The 20290-nt window shown below is 42.0% G+C and carries 24 protein-coding genes and 1 pseudogene; 8 read left to right on the top strand and 17 right to left on the bottom strand.

The features are described 5' to 3' along the window. Positions 1 to 81: 81 nt before the first annotated feature. From AHMF7616_RS03660 to AHMF7616_RS03630, 7 genes are all read right to left on the bottom strand, one after another. Entirely contained in the window at positions 82 to 993 is a 912-nt protein-coding gene (locus tag AHMF7616_RS03660; protein WP_115371645.1) for an FkbM family methyltransferase, read from the bottom strand. Positions 994 to 1155: 162 nt separating this feature from the next. Further along, positions 1156 to 1725, bottom strand: coding sequence for a hypothetical protein (locus AHMF7616_RS03655; RefSeq protein ID WP_115371644.1), 570 nt, complete (start codon positions 1723 to 1725; stop codon positions 1156 to 1158). A gap of 189 nt (positions 1726 to 1914) precedes the next feature. Continuing rightward, positions 1915 to 2535 carry a 16S rRNA (guanine(527)-N(7))-methyltransferase RsmG gene (rsmG, locus tag AHMF7616_RS03650; protein WP_199474099.1) on the bottom strand — a complete coding sequence of 207 codons (621 nt, stop codon included), beginning with the start codon at positions 2533 to 2535 and terminating at the stop codon, positions 1915 to 1917. A 169-nt stretch (positions 2536 to 2704) separates the two neighbouring features. After that, entirely contained in the window at positions 2705 to 3313 is a 609-nt protein-coding gene (locus AHMF7616_RS03645) for an RNA polymerase sigma factor (RefSeq protein WP_106929905.1), read from the bottom strand. Continuing rightward, the gene (locus AHMF7616_RS03640) at positions 3304 to 4404 is read right to left on the bottom strand and encodes a glycosyltransferase (protein ID WP_158546091.1); all 1101 of its coding nucleotides are present in this window, start codon (positions 4402 to 4404) and stop codon (positions 3304 to 3306) included. The genes AHMF7616_RS03645 and AHMF7616_RS03640 overlap by 10 nt, the downstream gene beginning before the upstream one ends. A gap of 269 nt (positions 4405 to 4673) precedes the next feature. Beyond that, complete coding sequence (locus AHMF7616_RS03635; RefSeq protein ID WP_115371642.1) at positions 4674 to 5078, bottom strand: hypothetical protein; 405 nt, start codon at positions 5076 to 5078, stop codon at positions 4674 to 4676. 110 nt (positions 5079 to 5188) lie between these two features. Further along, a complete protein-coding gene (locus AHMF7616_RS03630; protein WP_115371641.1) occupies positions 5189 to 5914 on the bottom strand; it encodes an endonuclease III domain-containing protein in 726 nt (241 codons plus the stop codon). 116 nt (positions 5915 to 6030) lie between these two features. Between AHMF7616_RS03630 and AHMF7616_RS03625 the strand changes: the two genes are divergently transcribed. From AHMF7616_RS03625 to AHMF7616_RS03615, 3 genes and pseudogenes are all read left to right on the top strand, one after another. Then, complete coding sequence (locus tag AHMF7616_RS03625; RefSeq protein ID WP_115375449.1) at positions 6031 to 6729, top strand: MBL fold metallo-hydrolase; 699 nt, start codon at positions 6031 to 6033, stop codon at positions 6727 to 6729. A 203-nt stretch (positions 6730 to 6932) separates the two neighbouring features. Then, entirely contained in the window at positions 6933 to 8243 is a 1311-nt protein-coding gene (locus tag AHMF7616_RS03620) for a hemolysin family protein (protein WP_115371640.1), read from the top strand. Between the two features lie 95 nt (positions 8244 to 8338). Further along, positions 8339 to 8739, top strand: a pseudogene (locus AHMF7616_RS03615) (GlcG/HbpS family heme-binding protein). A gap of 146 nt (positions 8740 to 8885) precedes the next feature. Here AHMF7616_RS03615 and AHMF7616_RS03610 read toward each other — a convergent pair. Continuing rightward, positions 8886 to 9380 (bottom strand): DUF4126 family protein, encoded by a 495-nt coding sequence (locus AHMF7616_RS03610; RefSeq protein ID WP_115371639.1) that lies wholly within the window; start codon positions 9378 to 9380, stop codon positions 8886 to 8888. Positions 9381 to 9594: 214 nt separating this feature from the next. On the opposite strand from AHMF7616_RS03610, the gene AHMF7616_RS03605 reads away from it, so the two are divergent. The 3 genes from AHMF7616_RS03605 (at position 9595) to AHMF7616_RS03595 (ending at position 10822) form a co-directional block, all read left to right on the top strand. Further along, the gene (locus AHMF7616_RS03605; protein WP_115371638.1) at positions 9595 to 9867 is read left to right on the top strand and encodes a hypothetical protein; all 273 of its coding nucleotides are present in this window, start codon (positions 9595 to 9597) and stop codon (positions 9865 to 9867) included. 169 nt (positions 9868 to 10036) lie between these two features. After that, complete coding sequence (locus tag AHMF7616_RS03600) at positions 10037 to 10300, top strand: hypothetical protein (protein ID WP_115371637.1); 264 nt, start codon at positions 10037 to 10039, stop codon at positions 10298 to 10300. A 30-nt stretch (positions 10301 to 10330) separates the two neighbouring features. Continuing rightward, positions 10331 to 10822, top strand: a complete 492-nt coding sequence (locus tag AHMF7616_RS03595; RefSeq protein WP_115371636.1) for a hypothetical protein — start codon at positions 10331 to 10333, stop codon at positions 10820 to 10822. Between the two features lie 107 nt (positions 10823 to 10929). On the opposite strand, the gene AHMF7616_RS03590 is transcribed toward AHMF7616_RS03595, so the two are convergent. Both AHMF7616_RS03590 and AHMF7616_RS03585 read right to left on the bottom strand, forming a co-directional pair. Beyond that, complete coding sequence (locus AHMF7616_RS03590; protein WP_115371635.1) at positions 10930 to 12471, bottom strand: cryptochrome/photolyase family protein; 1542 nt, start codon at positions 12469 to 12471, stop codon at positions 10930 to 10932. Continuing rightward, complete coding sequence (locus AHMF7616_RS03585) at positions 12444 to 12590, bottom strand: DUF2256 domain-containing protein (RefSeq protein WP_115371634.1); 147 nt, start codon at positions 12588 to 12590, stop codon at positions 12444 to 12446. The genes AHMF7616_RS03590 and AHMF7616_RS03585 overlap by 28 nt, the downstream gene beginning before the upstream one ends. Positions 12591 to 12948: 358 nt before the next feature. Between AHMF7616_RS03585 and AHMF7616_RS28020 the strand changes: the two genes are divergently transcribed. Together AHMF7616_RS28020 and AHMF7616_RS28015 are read left to right on the top strand one after the other, a co-directional pair. Then, complete coding sequence (locus AHMF7616_RS28020) at positions 12949 to 13440, top strand: MFS transporter (RefSeq protein ID WP_317047581.1); 492 nt, start codon at positions 12949 to 12951, stop codon at positions 13438 to 13440. Beyond that, the gene (locus AHMF7616_RS28015) at positions 13380 to 14177 is read left to right on the top strand and encodes an MFS transporter (RefSeq protein WP_317047580.1); all 798 of its coding nucleotides are present in this window, start codon (positions 13380 to 13382) and stop codon (positions 14175 to 14177) included. Before AHMF7616_RS28020 ends, AHMF7616_RS28015 begins: the two co-directional genes overlap by 61 nt. Positions 14178 to 14229: 52 nt before the next feature. On the opposite strand, the gene AHMF7616_RS03575 is transcribed toward AHMF7616_RS28015, so the two are convergent. The 7 genes from AHMF7616_RS03575 to AHMF7616_RS03545 form a co-directional block, all read right to left on the bottom strand. After that, a complete protein-coding gene (locus AHMF7616_RS03575) occupies positions 14230 to 14631 on the bottom strand; it encodes a GxxExxY protein (protein WP_115371633.1) in 402 nt (133 codons plus the stop codon). A gap of 246 nt (positions 14632 to 14877) precedes the next feature. Continuing rightward, positions 14878 to 15138 (bottom strand): type IIL restriction-modification enzyme MmeI, encoded by a 261-nt coding sequence (locus tag AHMF7616_RS03570; protein ID WP_317047635.1) that lies wholly within the window; start codon positions 15136 to 15138, stop codon positions 14878 to 14880. Between the two features lie 45 nt (positions 15139 to 15183). Continuing rightward, positions 15184 to 15945 (bottom strand): NotI family restriction endonuclease, encoded by a 762-nt coding sequence (locus AHMF7616_RS03565; RefSeq protein WP_115371631.1) that lies wholly within the window; start codon positions 15943 to 15945, stop codon positions 15184 to 15186. 24 nt (positions 15946 to 15969) lie between these two features. Then, the gene (locus AHMF7616_RS03560; RefSeq protein ID WP_115371630.1) at positions 15970 to 17115 is read right to left on the bottom strand and encodes a DNA cytosine methyltransferase; all 1146 of its coding nucleotides are present in this window, start codon (positions 17113 to 17115) and stop codon (positions 15970 to 15972) included. Positions 17116 to 17314: 199 nt separating this feature from the next. After that, positions 17315 to 17683, bottom strand: coding sequence for a type IIL restriction-modification enzyme MmeI (locus AHMF7616_RS03555; RefSeq protein WP_199474096.1), 369 nt, complete (start codon positions 17681 to 17683; stop codon positions 17315 to 17317). A gap of 188 nt (positions 17684 to 17871) precedes the next feature. Further along, positions 17872 to 18417 (bottom strand): YfiT family bacillithiol transferase, encoded by a 546-nt coding sequence (locus tag AHMF7616_RS03550; protein ID WP_115371629.1) that lies wholly within the window; start codon positions 18415 to 18417, stop codon positions 17872 to 17874. A 331-nt stretch (positions 18418 to 18748) separates the two neighbouring features. Continuing rightward, complete coding sequence (locus tag AHMF7616_RS03545; protein ID WP_115371628.1) at positions 18749 to 20173, bottom strand: MATE family efflux transporter; 1425 nt, start codon at positions 20171 to 20173, stop codon at positions 18749 to 18751. Between the last annotated feature and the right edge of the window lie 117 nt (positions 20174 to 20290).

Here is a 20290-nt window from a genome sequence, read left to right as displayed (position 1 = left end):
GTAAATTTTAAAAACTACCCGAAGAATTTAATTAGAGCGCTCCTTTGTGAGAAGTTACTTCCCGGGATTGCGTTGCGGCGGTTAATGGCGGTAGGTGTAAACTATATTATCGCTATCTCTATTGGTTTTAGCCAGATGTTGCTCCACATCATCACAGCTAACCAGAGTTCCATCCGGGGCAATTACAAAAGGGCGAAACCCATGAGTTTGCAAAAGGGCGGTAGCCTGTACGTGGGGTTGGTTATGGCGCGCTTTACTCAGATGCTCCATCACCAGGGCTACTGTTTTGTTCCGGGCAAGCAGCTGCTGGGCTCCCTGAATAACCGCTAATTCCGAGCCTTCTGTATCTATTTTAATGAGCGTTGGACTCATGTTATATTCCGCCACAAGACTATCCAGGGTTTTACAAGCTACGGCGTAGCGCTGAACAACTGCTTTTTGATACCAATCTTTTTCTTTAAACTGCTCCGGAAAGGCCGTATTATACTCCGAATAGGTGGTGGGAAATTCAAAAAATTCCTTGGTAGTATTTTCGGCCCCGATTAAGCAATTAAGGGCCGTAGCCGCGGCATAACCTGCCAGGTTTTTCTGCAACAGCGAAAAAGTTTTTCTGGAAGGTTCAATGGCCATTATTTTCCCGTGGCCTTGTAAAATCCGGAGGGCCAGGCGGGAGAAATAGCCGAAATGACTCCCAATATCGATAAAGATATCGCCAGGTTTTAGCGTTTTAATTAAATAGCGGGCCAACCGGATCTCGGACTCATCGGCTTTGCCGCCCGTTAAATAAATATCCGTTCCCGCCGGTAATTCTACCAGAAAAGGCTCTTCCCAGAACGTTTGCGCCTGCACCAACAAACCTTTTTTTTGCAAAGGGTAGAAAAGTTTCCGGAAACCAATGGCAACCGCATAGCGATAAGGATTAGCAGCAAGTCTGCTTAACTTAGAACTTGTGGCAATTTTTTCTACTTGATTTAATTGGGAAAGTAATATCATAAAGGAATGATTATCCGGAAAACTAATTGGTGCAGGAACCTTGGTAAGTACCGTAATTTACAGACTATCCTGAAGATTTTATAAATAAGAACGAACAAGATTCGATTAATCGCTTTCCCGCCATCAGCTACAGACCATACTAGCCAGTGCCTTTTACCGCCATTAAGCGCTGACATATACCACTCCAAAAATCCAACCGGTGTACAAAATGGTGTAGGCAAGTGCATAAAGTAGGGAAACGGCAAATTTGTTTTTGGTACGAGGCGATTTACTAAAAACAAATTTTAAGGCCCGGAAAAAGACCCAGTAAAGCATGGCCACCAGCACGAAGAGCGCGAACCAAAAAACGGCTTCCACCACCAATAATAAAATAATGCATAAAATAGTCATGCCAAGCCACCATAAAATGGCTAAAACAACCCCGGCCAAGCCATCGCCGGCTTCCACATCTGGTAATTCCGGAATGGTACCGGAGTTCGCCAGAAATTCTCCGGTCTTAAAGCTTCTAAACGCCGGAAAATCATTTATTACTCCCACTCCCAGATATAGGCCGGTAGTTATAAAAAGAAACAGAGCCGTAGCTACAATGCCTAAAGACCAATAAAGATTAGCGGTTAAGCTGCGGTTATCGCTGGTTCCAGATAAGTAAACAGAGCTAGTTGTAACGCCAATAACGAGCAGCGAAACAATAAAAACGGACTTACCCTTTAAGTAGGTTTGTTTGGCTTTCAACTGTTTTTTTAAATTTTAAGCAGGGAGCTTTGTTTAAACCCGACAAAAAACCTGGCTTAAGTCCAGATTAGCTGATTGTTTTTGATTTGTAAGGTAAGCTGGCTTATATACTGAAAGTCATTCCGGAAACTTCTGTGGCATTATACTTCTAGGTTTAGCTTTTCCAGGGCCACTAAAAAGTGAATTTGGTTAATGCGTAACCGGTACAAACACTACTTTTTTGGTTTCGAAAAAATCTTCGGTGAAGTAATCCTTCAAATCGTACACCGTGGCTACTAACCCGGATTCGGCAATTTCATCGGTGAGGTCGCCGCCTTTGAGGTAGTACAATCCGTGGGTGGAGGTCGGGTCTTTTTTGTAACTGGTCCGGATCCAGGGATGAAAGGCGGCCAGCCGGGTTACGGCCCGGCTCACCACAAAGTCGTACTTTTCGGCAACTTGTTCCGCGCGCGTATGCGTAGCTTTTACATTGGTTACATGCAAGGTTTCGGCAATGCTTTGCACCACGTGGATTTTTTTACCAATGGAATCAATCAAGTGAAATTTTACTTCCGGAAACAAGATGGCTAAAGGCAAGCCAGGCAAACCGCCACCGGTGCCTACATCCAACACCGCCGAACCCGCCGGAAACTGCACTACTTTGGCAATGCCCAAGGAGTGTAAAATATGATGCACCGCAATGGCATCCGTATCTTTGCGCGAAATCACGTTAATTTTTAAATTCCACTCGCGCAGCAGGTGCTTTAATTGGGCATATTGGTTCAGCTGGTGCACACTTACCTCCGGAAAATAATGTTGTATGATATCCACTTTATTTTAATTCAAAATTAGAAAGCCAAAATTAGAAATTAAATTCTGGGATTTAGCTTGCCGCAGCCAACCTCATTGTTTTTTCAAAAAATACCATACACCTTAAACGAAAAAACCCCAGCCAACGCCAGGGTTCTTTTACTATTCAGAACCAGAAATTTCTAATTTATTAAATCAGGTGCTTTTTGTTTTTGATCATGTCATAGAGCAACTCGCGGGCGCGGTGTAACTGGGCTTTTACCGTTCCCAGTGGCGCATTAAGCTCGGTGGCAATTTCTTCGTACGATAACTCGTCGAAATAGCGCAAGGTTACCAAACGCTGGTATTTATCGGGCAGTTTGGCTACTACAAACTGCATGATTTCAATTTTTTGGTTTTTAATTGCGTTTTCCTGCGGAGTAAGATTGGTATCTTTAAAATCAATATTAATCTCGTCGCCGTTATCAATTTTAATGGCGGAGTCGATGCTCATGGTTTTGATTTTATTCTTGCGGATAAAATCAATGCAGTTATTAGTGGCAATCCGGAAGAGCCAGGTACTAAAAGCATACTCCGGATTAAATTTGTGCAGGTTCCGAAATGCTTTCGCAAAAGCCTCGATGGTTAAATCTTCGGCATCGTCGGGGTTGCGCACCATTTTTAAAACCACGTGGTATACGGGTTTTTTATAAATACTCATCAGTTCGGCGTAGGCTTTTTCGTCACCATCTTCAACCGCCGATTGAATGAGTTTAAAATCGTGTTTTGCTTTCGCAGAGAATTGCTTATTTACTTCCATCTTACTTTTTTAAACAATACAACAGATACGCCCAGAAAAAGGTAATGCAAAAAATAAGCCGCATCCATGAATACTATTCCTATAACCGGCAGCTTTTCATTTAGTTTCCGGGCAATACGGGCATAAGCTGTTAATAGAACGATGCCTCGTACAAAAAAAAGTATGCCGAGCAGCCATAAATATTGCTGCAATAATAGCATAACTAACAAAATTATATAAAAAATAATGTTCGACAGCATAAAAGTTCCAATTCGTAACCTATCGGTCCATTTATACTGTAATCCAACCCGCAGGTGGCGCCGCTTTTGGGTTATCCATTCGGAATAGGTTTGCTTGGGTATACTTACCGTTTGGGCATTGGTACTGATGGCAATGGCTGGGGAGCTGTGAGCTACGGCATTCTGCACAAATAAATCATCATCACCTCCTAAAAACTTAATATGAGAAGCAAATCCTTTGGTTTGATAAAAACATGTTTTCGTGTAGGCTACATTTCGGCCAACGGCCATATAGGCATTATTTTTCAGGGAAAATGATAAATACTGAATTGCCGTCAGCAATGTTTCATAACGGATTAAATTGTTCAGAAAACCCGGTAATTTTAGATACGGCGAGTACCCCAGGATTATGTCGGCCCCAGTAGAAAAACTACTTTGCATGGCCGCTATCCACTTATTGGTTAAAGGTTTACAATCCGCATCGGTTAGTAATAAGTACTCATAACGGGCTACCCGAATACCTAAAGTTAAGGCATATTTTTTTGAATTAAATTCGGCCGGCGTATCATAAACAGTTACGACCCGAATCTGGGAATATTGCGCCTGCCATTCCCGGAGTAAATCGGCGGTTTCGTCCGTAGACCGGTCATTAATGACTACTACTTCGAAGATTGCGTAATCCTGAGCGAGCAAGGCCGGTAAAAGCTGTTGCAAATTCTGGTACTCGTTGTGAGCACTGATAATTACCGAAACCGGTAACTGGTTAGCGGTAGGTTCGGGAGCCGTATAATGCGCTAAAGAATAAAAGTAATAAAAGGTATAACCCACCTGCACCAACACGCACAAAAGCAAAATCAACAGTAGAGAGAGCAAGAAGGAAGCGGTTATAATTTGCGTTTAAAGGTAGCACGAAGTTATGGAAACCAAAAAGGTATTCGCGTTTTTGAAATTAACTTTTAAGGCACTTTAAACTTTTATACAAAGGAAGGTATTGGGAATTGGTATTACAGATGATGAGAATAAGATAATTAGAAATTTCACTTGTTTATCCGCATGGTTCATTTTATTGGCAATATTTAAATTAACCTATTTAAAACTGTAGCGAGTATTAATTTAAATTAAACGAATGCCTTTTAGATTTTTTATCTTTTAAAAATTTGGGTTACTTTAAAGTTGTCTGTACAGCAAATACCCTCCTGATTTGTTTTTTTAACTTCGCCGCTGATGGTAACCAGTAAATTATCCACTAGAAACTCTTGACTTAAATAGCATGGTTTCAGTTTTGTGTCGATGGTTCCTTCTTCCACCAGGTAGTACTGCGAACCGGCATTTGTTACTATGGCAGGTTTATTTTTTATTTCTCTTACGGTTTCTATTTCTGCAAGGCAGTTTTTCCCAGGCACCTCTTCTTCCTTTTCCTTATCACAAGAACTAACCAGCAGGAGAAATAAGGCAAACCCAAATAGTTGAAGTTTGTTCCGGAAAATGCTTTTCGCAAAAACACTTTTGCGAGCATTAGAACCTATCATTTTAAATAAAGACTGCATAGTTGTTTTTTTAAATAAAAAAGAAGCTACAACAAAGAGTCTGGAAATGAGCGTTTGGCTGCACCTTAATGCTTTATAGTATTACGAAACGAAGTACCTTATTAACTTTCTCAACTGTTCCGTGCTTTCTTATCGATGCCTTTCTGTCGTACTTCCTGGCAGTAGTTACAGATGGGGCATACGGGGCATTCCTCACATTTTGGTCCTTTCCAGGTGCAGATACGCTGGCCGTGCCAATACAGGTGTTTGTGAAAATTAAACAACAAAGGCGCTTCTTTGGGCAGCATATCCAGCAAAATGGTGTGCGCTTTTTCGGCGGAAACTTTAGCGCCGATTAACCCTATTCGTTGGCTTACCCGGAACACGTGGGTATCCACGGGTAATACCGGCTTATGAAAATTAAAAAGCAAGAGCAAAGTAGCCGTTTTTAAACCTACACCCGGCAAATCCATTAACCATTTCATGGCTTCATCTACCGACATTTCTTCCAGAAAATGCAAGGAAAAATCCGGCGCTTTTTCCTGGATTAGCCGCAACGTTTTTTGAATGTTAATGGCTTTGGGGCCCGGATATTGGGCGGTTTGCAAAGCTTGGGTTAATTCTTCCAGAGGGGCTACCATTACCTCGGGCCAGGTAGGAAACAATTCGCGCATGCGGTAATAAGCCGTTTCTTCGTTGGCGTGGGTAGTCCGGTGCGATAACATGGTGGAGATTAACTCGTGGATAGGCTCGCGCCGGGGTTTGCGCAAGTCCAGTACGCCGTAAAGTTCGTTTAGCGTTTCGTGGGTCTGCCAGGTTTTTTCGGCCGGGCTTAATTGCTCATTTGCTGGGTTCATGTTAACAATCAGGTTACAACTCAACAAACGTGCTACTTGCCAGAAAGTTAAGGAGCGAGTATCCCGGCAAGAGGGGTTTACGTTAGTTAACCCAAACCTTGTTTTATACTTATTTTATGCAAATAAAATTTTTAGGCACCGGCGGTGCTTTTGAACCCACGTATGGCAACTCAGCGGCTATTATAGAATTTCAAGGGAAAAATCTGCTGCTGGATGCAGGTTTTACCGTTTACCCGAAACTAGTAGAACTAAATCTTTGGCAGCAGCTGGATTATATTTTACTCACGCATTTACACAACGATCATTGCGGCAGCCTGGCTAATATTTTATTGCATTGCGTTTTTCACGGCCAAGGCAAGAGGCCCGTTATTTTGTACCAAACCGAAGATTTTAAGCAGCAAATTGTAGATTTTTTAAATTTTCAACTAAAAGACGCTACGCTGTACACCGAATTTAAACCTTTTACCGAGCTAACCGGCCTTATTTACCTGGACACCTATGGCCGCCATTCTATTGAATTCCAAACGTACAGTTTTATTCTGGAGGAGAATGGCAAACGCCTGGTGTACTCCGGCGATCTGGGTGACAGCAAATTTTTATTTGACTACCTGGGTACGCTGCCGGAGCTTGCCACCACAGTATACCATGATGTTTCGTTTAACCCCGAAAACAAAGGCCACGCCTTTTACACGGCATTAAGACCTTACCAGAACAAGTATCCTATTTTCGGTTATCACTGCGACCCGACCCAGCAACCGGCCGATAACACCATCCCGCTGGTTTATCAGCAACCCGGTTTATGTTATTCATATTAAGTTTGGTTTCACCACGGGTTATTACTTTATTTTCATTATTGCGCTCAATCATAAACTAATAGCTGGTAAATAAAACCAGGCGTCTGTAAATCTATGTCCGCGATTCCGCGTACAAGTCTTTTTATTTCCTTTGATACTTCTGCCAGACCTGTATATTTGAATTATATTGTACCAAGCCGCCTGCGCGGTTCCGCTGCCCGACTATGATAGCTGATGTTCTGCTTACTATTCTTTTGGTGTTACTTAATGGTTTTTTTGTTGCTGCCGAGTTTGCGATTGTAAAAGTACGGGCCTCCCAAATTGAGCTCCGCGCCCAAGCGGGCAATAGCCTGGCCAAGGTAGCTTTAACCATGATTAATAATCTGGATGCGTATTTATCGGCTACCCAGCTGGGTATTACCCTGGCCAGTTTAGGTTTAGGCTGGATTGGGGAAAAGGTAGTTGCCAGTATTATTATTAACATCATGGTATGGGCTGGTTTTCAGGGCAACGATGCCTTGGCCCACAGCATTGCCATTCCGATTGCTTTTGCGGTAATTACCGTTCTGCACATTGTGTTCGGGGAACTAGCGCCTAAATCGTTGGCTATTCAGCGCTCCGAAGCCACCAGCTTAGCGGTTTCTATTCCGCTAAAAGTTTTTTATTTTATTTTCCGGCCTTTTATCTGGTTCCTGAACGGCTTCTCTAACCTGATTCTGCGGGCGTTTGGTATTTCGCCCATGCACGGTTCCGAAGTACATTCTTCGGAAGAATTGCGGTTGTTATTCGAGCAAAGTAAAGAAAGTGGCGCTATCCAGGATTCGCAGCACGAGTTAATGGACAATGTTTTTCAGTTCAACGACCGGATGGTAAAACAGATCATGGTGCCGCGTACCAAACTGGCCGCTTTGGATATTGAATCGCCGGAAGAAAAAATCCTGGACATGGTTTTTACCGAAGGATACTCGCGCATTCCGATTTACAAAGAAACCATTGATAATATTGTGGGCGTATTGTACGTGAAAGATTTACTGGTCATTATCCGGCGCAACGAAGTTATTGACCTGACAAAATTAATGCGGCCGCCGTATTTTGTGCCGGAAACTAAAAAAATTCACCGGTTGCTGCAGCATTTTCAGCGCAGCCACATGCACATGGCCATCGTATCGGATGAGTTTGGCGGCGTTTCCGGTTTGGTTACCATGGAAGATATTATGGAAGAACTGGTGGGCGAAATACAGGATGAGTACGATGAAGAAATTCCGGTAGTCGAGAAAATCAACGAGTTTGAATACCGGGTAAGCACCGCCGCTTCCATCCTGGATGCGAACGACTTTTTGCCTTATCCTTTACCCGAAGGCGAAGATTATGAAACCGTGGGCGGTTTACTTAACGTGATTTACGGCGCTATTCCGGAAGTGGGCGACACCGTGGTTTACAATGAATATGAATTTAAAGTACTCGAAAAATCACAACGTAACATTGAAATTGTGTTGCTTAAAGTTACCGAAGACAAACAAGACGATATTCTTTAACCCCTTGTAAGAACATTTTTAAAATTTTCGCTTAAAACCCTTTCCGTTTTGTTAAAATTTGTTGCATTCAAACTATAGCTAACCAAAATAAGTCTATGAACATTAACTTACAACAAGCCGAAGCAGCTATTCAGGCAGCTCAGCAAAAAGCCACCGAATTAGGTGTAAAAATGAATATTGCGGTGGTAGATGCTGGTGCCAATTTAACGGCCTTCGCCCGTATGGATGGCGCCTGGCTAGGTTCTTTGGATATCTCCATTAAAAAAGCGAAAACAGCGCGTTTTTTTGACATGAACACCGGCGAGATTGGTAAATTATCGCAGCCGGGTGGCCCATTATATAACATCGAACATTCCAACAACGGCCTAATTACATTTCCGGGGGCATTCCTATTCGCGATGGTTCCAATGCAATAATTGGCGCTATTGGAGTATCCGGTGATTCCGTAGAAAACGACCATACCGTAGCCGAAGCGGGCGTACAAGGCATTCAATAAATTAACCGGAGAGAAATTCTGCGCATAAAGGCTTCTCTCCGGCTTTCTTATTTTAGCCAGTTCTTACCATGATTAGTTACCAGGCCGATCGATTTTTTAAATTTTTATATCGGTTCCCAGCTTTTCGCAATTGAAAACTAATCCGTTTACTTTTTTAAAGTAGCATTGGCTAAACGAATGCCGCTGGTTAACATCATGGTATCTTCCAGCAATGCATAAACCCAATCGGGCACCGCGGTATTTTTAACTAAACGCGTCCGGAGAAAATAGAAAGCATACGATCCGGCAATTGCGCCAGCTCCCCCCAGAAGAGCCCCTACCCACTTAGATTGCTTGTTTTGCTGACTATAGCCAGCTCCCACCAATGCTCCGGATAAAATTCTAAAACTTAATACGGGGGCAGCAATCCGGTTGGGCGCACCCGGTAATTTATCCCCAATAATTTCGGTAGCAGCTAGTACTTTTAGCCCGGTGGCTACTTTCGCGGATTGTAAAAAACGCAAAGGTGAACCCGCTAAGGCCGGTGAAAAAGAACGGGATAAAAAATGACTCGCCAAAGCCGGAGCCGACATGCTGCGCATGCCCGCAATAACGCCCCAGCTAAATGCGGGCCAGGCAGAAATAATATCAGTATTTGCCATATAATTGTAGTATGTAAATCAGCTACCTATACGGCAATAGTAGTTTATGGGAGTATTAATTTTATTTTTTTTAAAAATAGTCATCCTTAATACCTGCATTTTGCCTTTACGCAGCTTCATTCGGCTTTTTACGTTTTAAAAGGCCATATTTAACGCTGTAACATGTTCATAATTATCCTGTTACAGGCTGGTGCAATCACAGCGGGGACGGCGTATGAACCAAAAACTAGTACTTTTAATTTTTGGCTTATTTTCAGGCCAACTACTCTGGGCCCAAACTACCGATACTACTCATGCCGAACCGCCGAAATTATTTTTGAACTGCCCGGGCAATTGCTTTCAGGATTTTGTGAAGACCGAACTTTCTTTATTTGATATTGTGCGCGACCAGGTGCAAGCCGACATTCAGGTGCTGGTAATCGATGCCGATAATGCCGGGGGCGGTAAACTGTATACCTTAACTTTTTATTGGTCAAAATTATTTTAAAGAACTTCAGGATACCCTCACCTTTTCAACCAAAGCCTCCGACACCGAAGCTATTATTCAAAAGCAACTCCTCCAAAAATTAAAACAAGGGCTCATTCGCTACCTGGCCCGCACCGGGTTAGAAGACCAGATTACCGTAGAATTTAAAAAAAGGGCTCCCGAAGAAGCCATGGTGGCGGAAGATAACTGGAACTATTGGGTATTTACCCCGAACATCAGCGGTACTTTTCAAGGAGAAAGTAATTCCAAATCCATGTCGCTGGATAACTCTTTTTCGGCAAAACGAATAACAACCAAGTCGCGGGCCAGCCTGGACGGGTATTTTAACTACGATAACAAGAAGTTTAAAGTAAATGAGAAAGATGTTGCCGTTGGCTATACCAGTTACGGATTAGATGCCCGCTACGTGAAAAGTTTTAAGGAGCATTGGTAGAGCGGTCTGATTTATTCGTTTTATCACTCCGTGTATGAAAATATTAAAGCGTCGCACCGGTTGTCGCCGGCCCTGGAGTATCATTTGTTTCCTTACTCCGAAAATATCCGGCGGCAGTTCCGGTTAGCGTACCAAATTGGGTATAACCAGTTTTCGTTTCTGGAAGAAACTATTCACAACCGCACCAAACAGCTGGTACCTTATCAAAAGTTTTCGGTGGTAGTGGATTATACCCAAACCTGGGGAAACATGAACACTATTTTAAATTTTGCCACTTTTCTCAACGATTTTCAGCGCAATCGCCTGAGCCCGGATAACCAACTTACCGTGCGGGTAGCGGAAGGTTTATCGGTATCGCTTTCCGGATCTGTTTCTTTAATTAACAACCAAATAGCGCTGGCCAAAGCCGAAGGATCGGAAGATGTTATTTTACTGGGTATCGGCAGTTATCCACCAATTTTTCGTATTACTCCCAAGTTGGCATTAGTTATACTTTTGGTTCTACCAATAACTCCGTCGTGAACGTTCGTTTAAACCAGATTGATTAAGGCTGGAGTACAGCCATTTTTTAAATTTTTAATCCTAAGAAAGCTCAAAATTTAAAAAAAGGTCAAAAAGCTACGCTTACTTCATAGCTGATCTATATTCTCTAAGTACTGTTGCGCTTGTTCCAGAATGGCCGCTTTTGTTTCGGGTTCCATGTTGTACCAGGCTTTATAAATCATGCTGATGCGGGGATTCTTGGCCAGTTTGCTTTCGTGCTGGTCCAAAAAATTCCAGTACAAACTGTTAAACGGACAAGCTCGGTCGCCAATCTTTTTATTTTTATCGTAATAACAGCCTTGGCAATAGGAGCTCATCCGGTTAATATAGGCCGCCGTGCTCACGTACGTTTTAGTACCGATTTGTCCGCCGTCGGCAAACTGACTTAAGGCCCGGGTGTTAGTAATTTCTACCCACTGAATAGCGTCAATGTAAATACCCAGGTACCAGGCATCTACTTCGTCGGGGTGCGAACCGGCTAGTAAAGCAAAGTTACCGGTTACCATTAACCGCTGAATATGGTGGGCGTACGCATAATGGAGCGACTGCGAAATTGCGTGCTTCAAACAATTCATTTTGGTTTTCCCGGTCCAGTACCAAACCGGTAATTTCTGGGTATTTTCTAAAAAATTTGCTTTTTCCAGGTCGGGCATTTTTAACCAGTACATGCCGCGCATAAACTCCCGCCAGCCTAAAACTTGCCGTATAAATCCTTCTACCTGGTGAAATGCTATCTGGCCGGCGCTTTCTTGCCATTCCCGGATTACGCGTTGTACTACTTCGCGGGGCGCTAACATTTTAGAATTCATACAAAAAGAAAGCCGCGCGTGGTACAACGACCAGGAATGCGGTGTCATGGCATCCTGGAAAGTACCAAACAAAGGCAAACTGTTCTGCACAAAGTATTCCAGCAACGCCAGCGCTTGCGCCCGGTTAATGGGCCAGCCAAAATCGCCTTCGGGCAAAAAACCCATGGTGGCAATGCCGGCGGTTTCTACTTCCAGTTTAATCTCGGCAATATTGTTCGCGAACAGCAAGGGCGCCGTGGGCAAATGGTTGGCCGGCATTTTCTGGCGATTATCCTGGTCGTAATTCCATTGTCCGGTTTCGGGTTCGTCGCCGGCCATGAGCACCTGATGCTTTTGCCGCATGTACCGGTAAAAATTTTCCATTACAAAGGTTTTCCGATTCTTGAAAAAGTTACCTAACTCGGCGCGGGTACTGTAAAAATGTTCGGTATCGTAAACTTCGGTTGGTATGGGTAAAGCTTGCGCAATGCGTTGTAGCTCCTGGTCCAGGCGGTATTCATCGGGCAGTAAGTATTCCAGTTTTTTAAAAAAATGAGTGGTAAGTAAGTCTTGCAGATTGTGTTCAAACGATTGCTTATTGATTGGATCAGAAATTTTGAAATAAATAACCTGATGTCCTTGTTCCTGCAAGGTAGCGGCAAACTGGCGCATGGCGGCAAAAAAAGCCATTACTTTTTGTATATGATGCACCACGTAATCGGTTTCCTGCCGAACCTCCATGAGCACATAGGTAACAGAAGCATCGGTACGTAAAAACCAGGAGTGCTGGCTGTTTAATTGGTCGCCTAGTATCAGGCGGAGGGTTTTGTTTTCCGGCATCGTTCGCTGCAATATGTAACTTCATCCCATACCTTTTCCCATTTTTTGCGCCAGGTAAAGGGCTTGTTACAAACGATACAAACTTTAACGGGTAAATGTTGTTTCTTTACACCTTTCATAATACTAATAACGGGTATTTAGGTAGCACCCAGCATCTTAGCAACCCAGGTATTTTAGTTGAAATAGAATTAGCCAAAAGATAAGCTTGAAACCAACTCGGTTATGTTTAGTTTAAACGGCGAATTCCTTTGCCTTAAAAAAACAACTAGCCGATTCAGAATAAACAGTTTATTTATAAATATATAGATTCACCGGAACGCCGTTTTTGAGTTAAATACAAATAATTACCTTTGTTTCTAATACCGGGTTGCTGAATCGGGTAAGTAGGCCAAAAGCTTTGATTTTTTAGAGTAAATTTTAAAAAATTAAATTACCGGATTACCTACCCCGCCCGTATAACCCGCATTATTTTAGATTATGAAAAGTACCTTAACGCCAGAAACTTCTTTGCCGCAGCAAGTAGTTCAGCAAACTGTTTTCCCGATTTTATTTGCCATTAGCTTTTCGCATTTACTCAACGATACCATGCAATCGCTGATTCCGGCTATATACCCTTTGCTGAAAACAAGTTTCCGGCTCGATTTTGCGCAGATTGGCTTAATTACGTTAACGAACCAGTTAACAGCCTCTATCTTGCAACCTTTCGTCGGGTTTTACACCGATAAAAAGCCCCAGCCTTACGCCCTGGTACTGGGAATGGGCTTTACTTTAATTGGTTTACTGCTTTTATCGCGCGCTGGTAGTTTTCCTTTAATGCTCCTGGCGGTAGGTTTAGTAGGGGTAGGATCCTCTATTTTTCACCCGGAAGCGTCCCGGATGGCGCATTTAGCTTCGGGGGCCGGCGCGGAATGGCGCAGTCGTTGTTTCAATTGGGTGGCAATGCGGGTAGTTCTTTGGGGCCCATTTTAGCTGCTTTAATTATTGTGCCGTACGGCCAAACCAAACTCGCCTGGTTCTCGCTTACAGCTTTGCTGGCCATGCTGGTATTGGGCTGGGTAGGCACCTGGCAGAAAAAACATACCGCTGCTATTAAAAAGAAAATAGTAGCCGCCCCGGTAGAATTTACCCAAACGCTTTCCCGCAACCGGGTTGTTTTTTCTTTAGGTATTTTACTGATTTTAATTTTTTCGAAGCACGTGTACCTGGCCAGTATGACGAGTTATTTTACTTTTTACCTGATCGATAAATTTCATGTTTCGGTGCAAAGCTCCCAAATGTACTTGTTCGTGTTTTTATTTTCGGTGGCGGCGGGTACGTTTATCGGCGGACCCATTGGCGACCGGTTCGGCCGTAAATACGTGATCTGGGGTTCTATTCTGGGCGTTGCTCCTTTTACTTTGCTCCTACCCTATGCCAATTTATTCTGGACTGGTGTACTTATTGTTTTAATTGGAGTTATTCTTTCTTCGGCTTTTTCGGCCATTCTGGTGTATGCCCAGGAACTGATACCGGGTAAAATCGGGTTAATTGCCGGTTTGTTTTTTGGTTTTGCTTTTGGCATTGCCGGCATTGGTTCCGCGGTTCTTGGCGAAGTGGCCGACCACACCAGTATTAATTTTGTTTTTAAAATTTGCTCGTTTTTACCTTTAATTGGTTTACTAACCGCCTTTTTACCGAATCTGGAGAATAGTAAAAATAAAAATTGACAAAATAATTTAGCTTTTATTTTCAAATAAAATGACAATGAGCCAACCCTTATCAGCTTGGTTTAGAACGGTATTTTGCATTAATTAAACGCTTGAATTCTAAACTTTTCTGGCCAAAATTGATTAATAATCCAACTTCTAAATCATAAGCTTCTAGGTAATTAATGCTTTGCGCCAGGTGTACGTCTTCTAGTTTAGTTAAAGCTTTTAATTCCACGGCAATAACCGATTTTACTAAAAAATCGACGCGCCGGGTGCCAATTTGTTCTTCTTTATAAAAAATAGGCATTTCAAATTCCCGGCTGAATTCTATTCCTTGCCAATGCATTTCTTGAGCTAAAGCCCGCTGGTAAATTACTTCCTGAAAACCATTACCCAGAATTTTATGCACCTCCATGGCACAACCAATAATTTTACCGGTAATCTCCGAATACTTATATGGGCCTGTTGTCATTTGTCAATGTCTGAAAAATGTCTGAACTGTGATTAAACAGAATAATTTGATTAGTAGGATTACCGAAATGTCTAAACCACAGATTAAACTGATTGATTTGATTAATAGGATTACCGAAATGTCTGAACTATGATTAAATAGATTAATTTGATTAATAGGATTACCGAAATTTAAAAAATCAGAAATAAATAGAGAAAATCAAAATTAAAAATCATAGTTAATCTTAAAAATCAGTTTAATCTGTGGTTAAGACTTCCCCTTCTTTTCTTTTACAAACAAACCGGCGGTGTATTTCTCGTAGAGCTCAAACAAAAACTCCATGCGTTTGGCTTCGGAGGCGAAGGCTTGCGGACGGTAGCATAAATCAACGGCTTTATCGAGTTCCTGGTGGGCTTTTACTAGGGTAGGCGGCATCGTGAGCGGGTCGTAGAGGTCGGCGAGGGAACTGGTGGGGAAGGCGGCGCGAACATCCAGCACTTTTTGCGCGGCTACTTCTACGGCTTTTATTTGCTTTTCGCTCGGGTTCTCCAGCCAGGGGAAGTTGTTGTAATATCAATGACGCGAAGTCAACTTATCCTTTAAACGTCGTTTAACATCATTAATATCTATAGAATTCTTGTACAATGTTCCACTTACAATATTAGCATGAGTAGTACCTTTTATTATAGATAATTCAGGAGTAAATCTACCATTAAACTCATCCTCAACAAATTTATAACCTAAGAAAACAACATTACTCTCATTGATTGGACTAGATGCTATATTTCCTATCTGAAGAATACGTTCAAGTACGGTATCTTGCATAACAGAAACAATTATGGTCTTCCACATTGAATGTTGAAAGCCTTTATCAATCAATTGTGTAACATATCTTTTATAAACATTTTTCCAATTAAAGCTGTAAGTAGGCGCTCGTTCAAGCATTTCACTATTAGTCAATGCATTATAAGCAGGAAAATAACTACCTGTTATATCCACAGCTTGAAGCTCAACAGAAACAAATTTATGTATTTCGCCCCATTCGTCCATTTCAGCTAGAACCATGTCCATGTTTCCCAAATGGCCAAGTTTAACCTCATTTATGATTTTTACTCTTTCGATTGCAGGCTTAGGTCCAGGCCAACAATTTTCTATTATATCTTTAACAATATCAATATCATTAAATCTTTTTGGGCAAACACAAATTGGAGTTCTATTATACTGAGTTCTAAAAACAGTACAAACAGGAAAAGGACCAGAAACTTGTTGAGATCTCTTTGTGCATACCCCTTCAAGAAAGGGACATAGGTAATCTGCATTAGCAGGATTGCGCATCTGTGTCGCGGTTCACCAAGGATTTCACAGATGATATTGGCTGGATCTATTTGCATTTAATTGAGTGAATGTAAGCTGTTTCTTTATTTCAATTGCTATTACTTCAGCCAGAAGTGGAGGAACAGCGTTACCTACTTGTCTATATTGTTCCGTGCGTGGACCTTGGAAAATGTAATGATCAGGAAAAGATTGAAGACGTGCGGCTTCCCTTACTGTAATACTTCTTTCTTGAGTAGGGTGATAAAATGTTCCCCAATGAATATCACACTTAGTAAGAATAGTAGATGATAGACCAGTTTCCTTTAGCCTGCCATACCTTTTCGTGTGATCACTTCTCTTAGCTCGTTTCATCCCTGTTGGTAATAGTTCATACGGAATGTCGCGCCAACTTCCACCTTGCGGCACATAATGCATTCGTTTCAAATTAATCTCAGATAACTTAGGAGCTTCATGATTAGTTATAAAAATAGATTTTTTTCTCATCGTTTTTTGAAAATTGGAAGCTTGATCAAAAGGTATCTTATAATTAACACCATAGTCAGTTCCTTGTCCATTTTCAATTTCTGGCAAATCAGAAATTGCATCCTTAACTGTTGTAAAATTACTTATATTATGTAAGGGCTTTGGCCAAGTTATAGGATTAGCAATTCTATTAGCAATTATAACAATTCTTCTACGTTCCTGAGGAACTCCAAATTCTTCAGCTTTCAATATTCTACTTTCAATATTGAAATATCCTAAAGCAAATAATCCTCTCGTAATTTCTTTAATAGCTTGACCATTAGCAACTGAGGTCATTCCAGTAACATTTTCAATAACTACATACTTTGGAAATAGACCTTCAACTATTCTTAAATACTCTCTGAATAACCCGCTACGCTCATCATGCATTCCTCGTTGGTGGTTATACACACTAAATGCTTGACAAGGTGGCCCACCAACAAGGCAATCTAAATCACCATGCTGTAAGTTCGTCACATTTAAAAAATCTTGAGCATCTATATCTTGAATTGGTCCATCTAAAAAAAACGTATCTGGATGAGTAACTTTGAATGTTTGAGCTGAAAATTCATCAAAGTCGTTAGCAGCCAGAATTTTAAAACCAGCATTCTTAAATCCTTCGGATAAGCCTCCTGCTCCAGCAAATAAGTCGATAGCGGTCAATTCCATTTTGTAAAGTTAATTGATAGTTCTATGGTAATATTATCAAACATAAGAAATAAATTTTATAATGCTAATTAGATTAGCTAGGTCACTATTAATTTAATTGATAAAAATACAATCAAAATTTATAGCAACTTAAAGAATCTTTGGTTCTGAACTTCTAATTCATCATTTCTAATTTGAAGAAGTACTAGTTTAGAGCATATTACTTAGATATATTATAAATTAGAATGAAAAACCTTAAGTACACCAGAATGTATTTGGGTAAGTCGTAATCCTTCAGGCCCGGAAAATAATCAATGGCTTGCTGGTACGCCTTGCTTAAATCGCGGCCCCGGCTTTTCATTTCCACCAGTATTACGCCTTTCCAGAGCAAATCTATAAAGCCGGCTTTGTTGCCTAGCTTATTTACCCGTTGCTCAAACTGGGCTAAACGCCGTCGGCTAATACCGAACACGTTAAAAAAACCATCCAGAAACGATTTGGCTTCGGCATCTTCGCTGGTTTCGTTTTCCCATTCTTTACTAAACCGCACCGCGCGGTCTTTTACTTCGTTCCAGCTCAGAGCGGCCATGTTTACGCGTTTGTTTATAACCTAATAAAAAGTCTGAACTATGATTTATTCGATTATTTTGATTACCCTGATTACTAAAAATCAGCAAGAAATAAAAATTATAATAATCAAATCAATCATTTAAATCACAGTTCAAACTATTTAATTACACTACCCTAGTTAATCAAAAAAATCAGGTTAATCCGGGTTTAAGACTTTAAATTAAACTTTTCCGGCTCCCGGCCTAAGGCTATCCGGATATGCCCCAGATGGTGCGCTACGTGCCAGGTGGCCATGTACAGCATTTGCTTTAAACTCAGATGCAATTGCCGGGTAGCGTGGTAGTAGGTTTTGCTGAGCGTTTGCTCATCTAAGGTTTTAAATAAGGCCACGTAGCGCTCATTAACGCCTTTAAAAATAAGTAAGGAGCTACCAATCGGTTCTTGGGTAGAATCCGGTAATGCCGCCCAATCATCCATGCGAATAATCGTAATCTCGTAGTTTTCCTCGGTGAGCGCTTTTTTCAGGCGCAGGAAGTTAGTCAGGTGAATATCGGCAACGTGGTGCACCAATTGCCGCACGGTCCAGGCACCCGGGCGGTACGTTTTGTTAAGATTGGTTTCGGCGAGATTGGTTATTAATTCTTCGTAGCGAGGCGGGGCATTTTTTAAAAATTGCAGCAAGCCCACTATTTCGTCGGGCGTATAATCGGGTTTCGGTTGAAACCGGCCCACCGGGTATTGCACGTGTTCCATCAGTTTTTATGGTAAATCAGTTTTTTAAATTTTCTTTCTTCTGCTCCGTTTTTCTTCCGCGATTCAAGTGTCCTATTTTTTTAAGAAAATCGGTAGCCATTTACACCAACGCTTAACCGGAATCAATAATAATTAAAAATCCGGTAAGCTTTAAAACTCACCGGATTTTTAAATCAAAGAATACAATAAGTAAAAGGACAAATTAAAAGATACATTCCAATATTGAAAATACAAGGTTAAATCACTGATATTTAAATTATTACGTTTTATTTTGTCTTGATACTTGTGTCTTACTACTTGTGTCCATTTACTTAGTTATAATAATAAAGCCTTAAACTTTTATCTTTTTCCATTTGCCCCGCCGGAATAAAATAATGCTCGCTAACGTAAGGCCCGTTTCGGCGACCGGAATAGCGACGAATACGCCGGTAGGTCCCATTTGTAAAAACTTAGCTAAAAAGTAAGCCAACGGAATCTGAAAAAACCAGAAGCCGAAAAGGTTAACCCAGGTGGGCGTCCAGGTATCGCCGGCGCCGTTAAAGGCATTCATGAGTACCATGCCGATGCCGTAGAAAATATAACCAACACTCATAATTTGAATGGCCTGTACGGCTACTTCCTGGATATGCGCATCGTTGGTAAAAAAGGAAACAAACCAGTGCGCTCCGGCCAAACTGAGAACCGTGATAACCGCCATAAATACCACATTATACTTCGCGGTTTTAAAAACAGCTTGCTCGGCGCGCTGAATTTCCTGGGCTCCCAGGTTTTGACCTACCAGCGTAGAAGCCGCGTTGCTCAAACCCCAGGCGGGCAACATAAAAAACATGAGCAGCCGCAGTGCCGTTTGGTAGCCGGCCGAGCCGTGGTCGCCGCCAGTGGTAGCCACTAATTGGGCCAGAAAAATCCAGCTGCAGGAAGCAATTACGAACTGTAACACGGCCGGCGAAGCAATTTTGATTAAAGATTTGATTAAATCCCAATCCGGGGTAAAATGAATTGCCAAGATTTTAATTGCATTTTTGCCGTTAAAAAGATGATATAATTGGTACACTACACCTAAACCACGCCCCAAAGCCGTAGCAACAGCGGCTCCCGTTAAGCCAAAAGCCGGAATAGGCCCGAGGCCATTGATAAACACCGGACACAAAATAATATTAGCGGCATTCGCGACCCACAAACTTTTCATGGCGATGGCAGCATTACCGGCTCCTCGGAAAATACCATTAATTAAAAAAAGTAAGGCAATAAAAACACTGCTGCCCATCATGAGTTGCATAAACGGCGTACCCCGCTGAGCCACTTCGGCTGATGCTCCCATCCAGGTTAAAATTTGGGTGGCAAAAACTAGCCCCAGAATGCTGATAACCGTGTTCAGCACCACCGCAATTAGAATAGCCTGCATACCCGCCTTAGAAGCGGCTACCGCATCTTTTTCGCCAATGCGGCGCGAAACCACCGCTGTAGCGGCCATACTCATGCCAATAGCTAAAGAATAAATAACCGTTAACACCGATTCCGTTAAACCCACCGTCTGAATGGCGTAACTACTGTCGTGCAAATGCCCGACGAAGTATAAATCTACCAAGGCAAATACCGACTCCAGGATCATTTCGAGCATCATGGGAATAGCCAGTAAAATCACTGACCGCCGGATGCTCCCCACGGTATAATCTATTTCGCCGCCTTGCAGCGATTGTTTGAGAATAGAAAAGAAAGCAGTGCGTTTGCTCTGCGTAATAACAGTTTGCGACATGATTGAAAAATAATTAAAACAAAAAGAAATGCGCTGTGCGGAAGCACAACCTTAAGAAAGTAAAGAAGAGAAACGAGCCCTAGTTACGGGGCGGGCTGCTAAAACAATCATAGTTCG

The sequence above is a fragment of the Adhaeribacter pallidiroseus genome (genome assembly GCF_003340495.1).
Classification (GTDB): domain Bacteria; phylum Bacteroidota; class Bacteroidia; order Cytophagales; family Hymenobacteraceae; genus Adhaeribacter; species Adhaeribacter pallidiroseus.
This window is presented reverse-complemented; position numbering and strand designations above follow the sequence as displayed.

Excerpts from the sequence above, each read along its gene's own strand:
- AHMF7616_RS03660 (WP_115371645.1), bottom strand. The coding sequence starts at position 993 with ATGATATTACTTTCCCAATTAAATCAAGTAGAAAAAATTGCCACAAGT.
- AHMF7616_RS03645 (WP_106929905.1), bottom strand. The coding sequence starts at position 3,313 with ATGGAAGTAAATAAGCAATTCTCTGCGAAAGCAAAACACGATTTTAAA.
- AHMF7616_RS03635 (WP_115371642.1), bottom strand. The coding sequence starts at position 5,078 with ATGCAGTCTTTATTTAAAATGATAGGTTCTAATGCTCGCAAAAGTGTT.
- AHMF7616_RS03630 (WP_115371641.1), bottom strand. The coding sequence starts at position 5,914 with ATGAACCCAGCAAATGAGCAATTAAGCCCGGCCGAAAAAACCTGGCAG.
- AHMF7616_RS03625 (WP_115375449.1), top strand. The coding sequence starts at position 6,031 with ATGCAAATAAAATTTTTAGGCACCGGCGGTGCTTTTGAACCCACGTAT.
- AHMF7616_RS03620 (WP_115371640.1), top strand. The coding sequence starts at position 6,933 with ATGATAGCTGATGTTCTGCTTACTATTCTTTTGGTGTTACTTAATGGT.
- AHMF7616_RS03610 (WP_115371639.1), bottom strand. The coding sequence starts at position 9,380 with ATGGCAAATACTGATATTATTTCTGCCTGGCCCGCATTTAGCTGGGGC.
- AHMF7616_RS03605 (WP_115371638.1), top strand. The coding sequence starts at position 9,595 with ATGAACCAAAAACTAGTACTTTTAATTTTTGGCTTATTTTCAGGCCAA.
- AHMF7616_RS03600 (WP_115371637.1), top strand. The coding sequence starts at position 10,037 with ATGGTGGCGGAAGATAACTGGAACTATTGGGTATTTACCCCGAACATC.
- AHMF7616_RS03590 (WP_115371635.1), bottom strand. The coding sequence starts at position 12,471 with ATGCCGGAAAACAAAACCCTCCGCCTGATACTAGGCGACCAATTAAAC.
- AHMF7616_RS03585 (WP_115371634.1), bottom strand. The coding sequence starts at position 12,590 with ATGAAAGGTGTAAAGAAACAACATTTACCCGTTAAAGTTTGTATCGTT.
- AHMF7616_RS28020 (WP_317047581.1), top strand. The coding sequence starts at position 12,949 with ATGAAAAGTACCTTAACGCCAGAAACTTCTTTGCCGCAGCAAGTAGTT.
- AHMF7616_RS28015 (WP_317047580.1), top strand. The coding sequence starts at position 13,380 with ATGGCGCAGTCGTTGTTTCAATTGGGTGGCAATGCGGGTAGTTCTTTG.
- AHMF7616_RS03575 (WP_115371633.1), bottom strand. The coding sequence starts at position 14,631 with ATGACAACAGGCCCATATAAGTATTCGGAGATTACCGGTAAAATTATT.
- AHMF7616_RS03565 (WP_115371631.1), bottom strand. The coding sequence starts at position 15,945 with ATGCGCAATCCTGCTAATGCAGATTACCTATGTCCCTTTCTTGAAGGG.
- AHMF7616_RS03560 (WP_115371630.1), bottom strand. The coding sequence starts at position 17,115 with ATGGAATTGACCGCTATCGACTTATTTGCTGGAGCAGGAGGCTTATCC.
- AHMF7616_RS03555 (WP_199474096.1), bottom strand. The coding sequence starts at position 17,683 with ATGGCCGCTCTGAGCTGGAACGAAGTAAAAGACCGCGCGGTGCGGTTT.
- AHMF7616_RS03550 (WP_115371629.1), bottom strand. The coding sequence starts at position 18,417 with ATGGAACACGTGCAATACCCGGTGGGCCGGTTTCAACCGAAACCCGAT.
- AHMF7616_RS03545 (WP_115371628.1), bottom strand. The coding sequence starts at position 20,173 with ATGTCGCAAACTGTTATTACGCAGAGCAAACGCACTGCTTTCTTTTCT.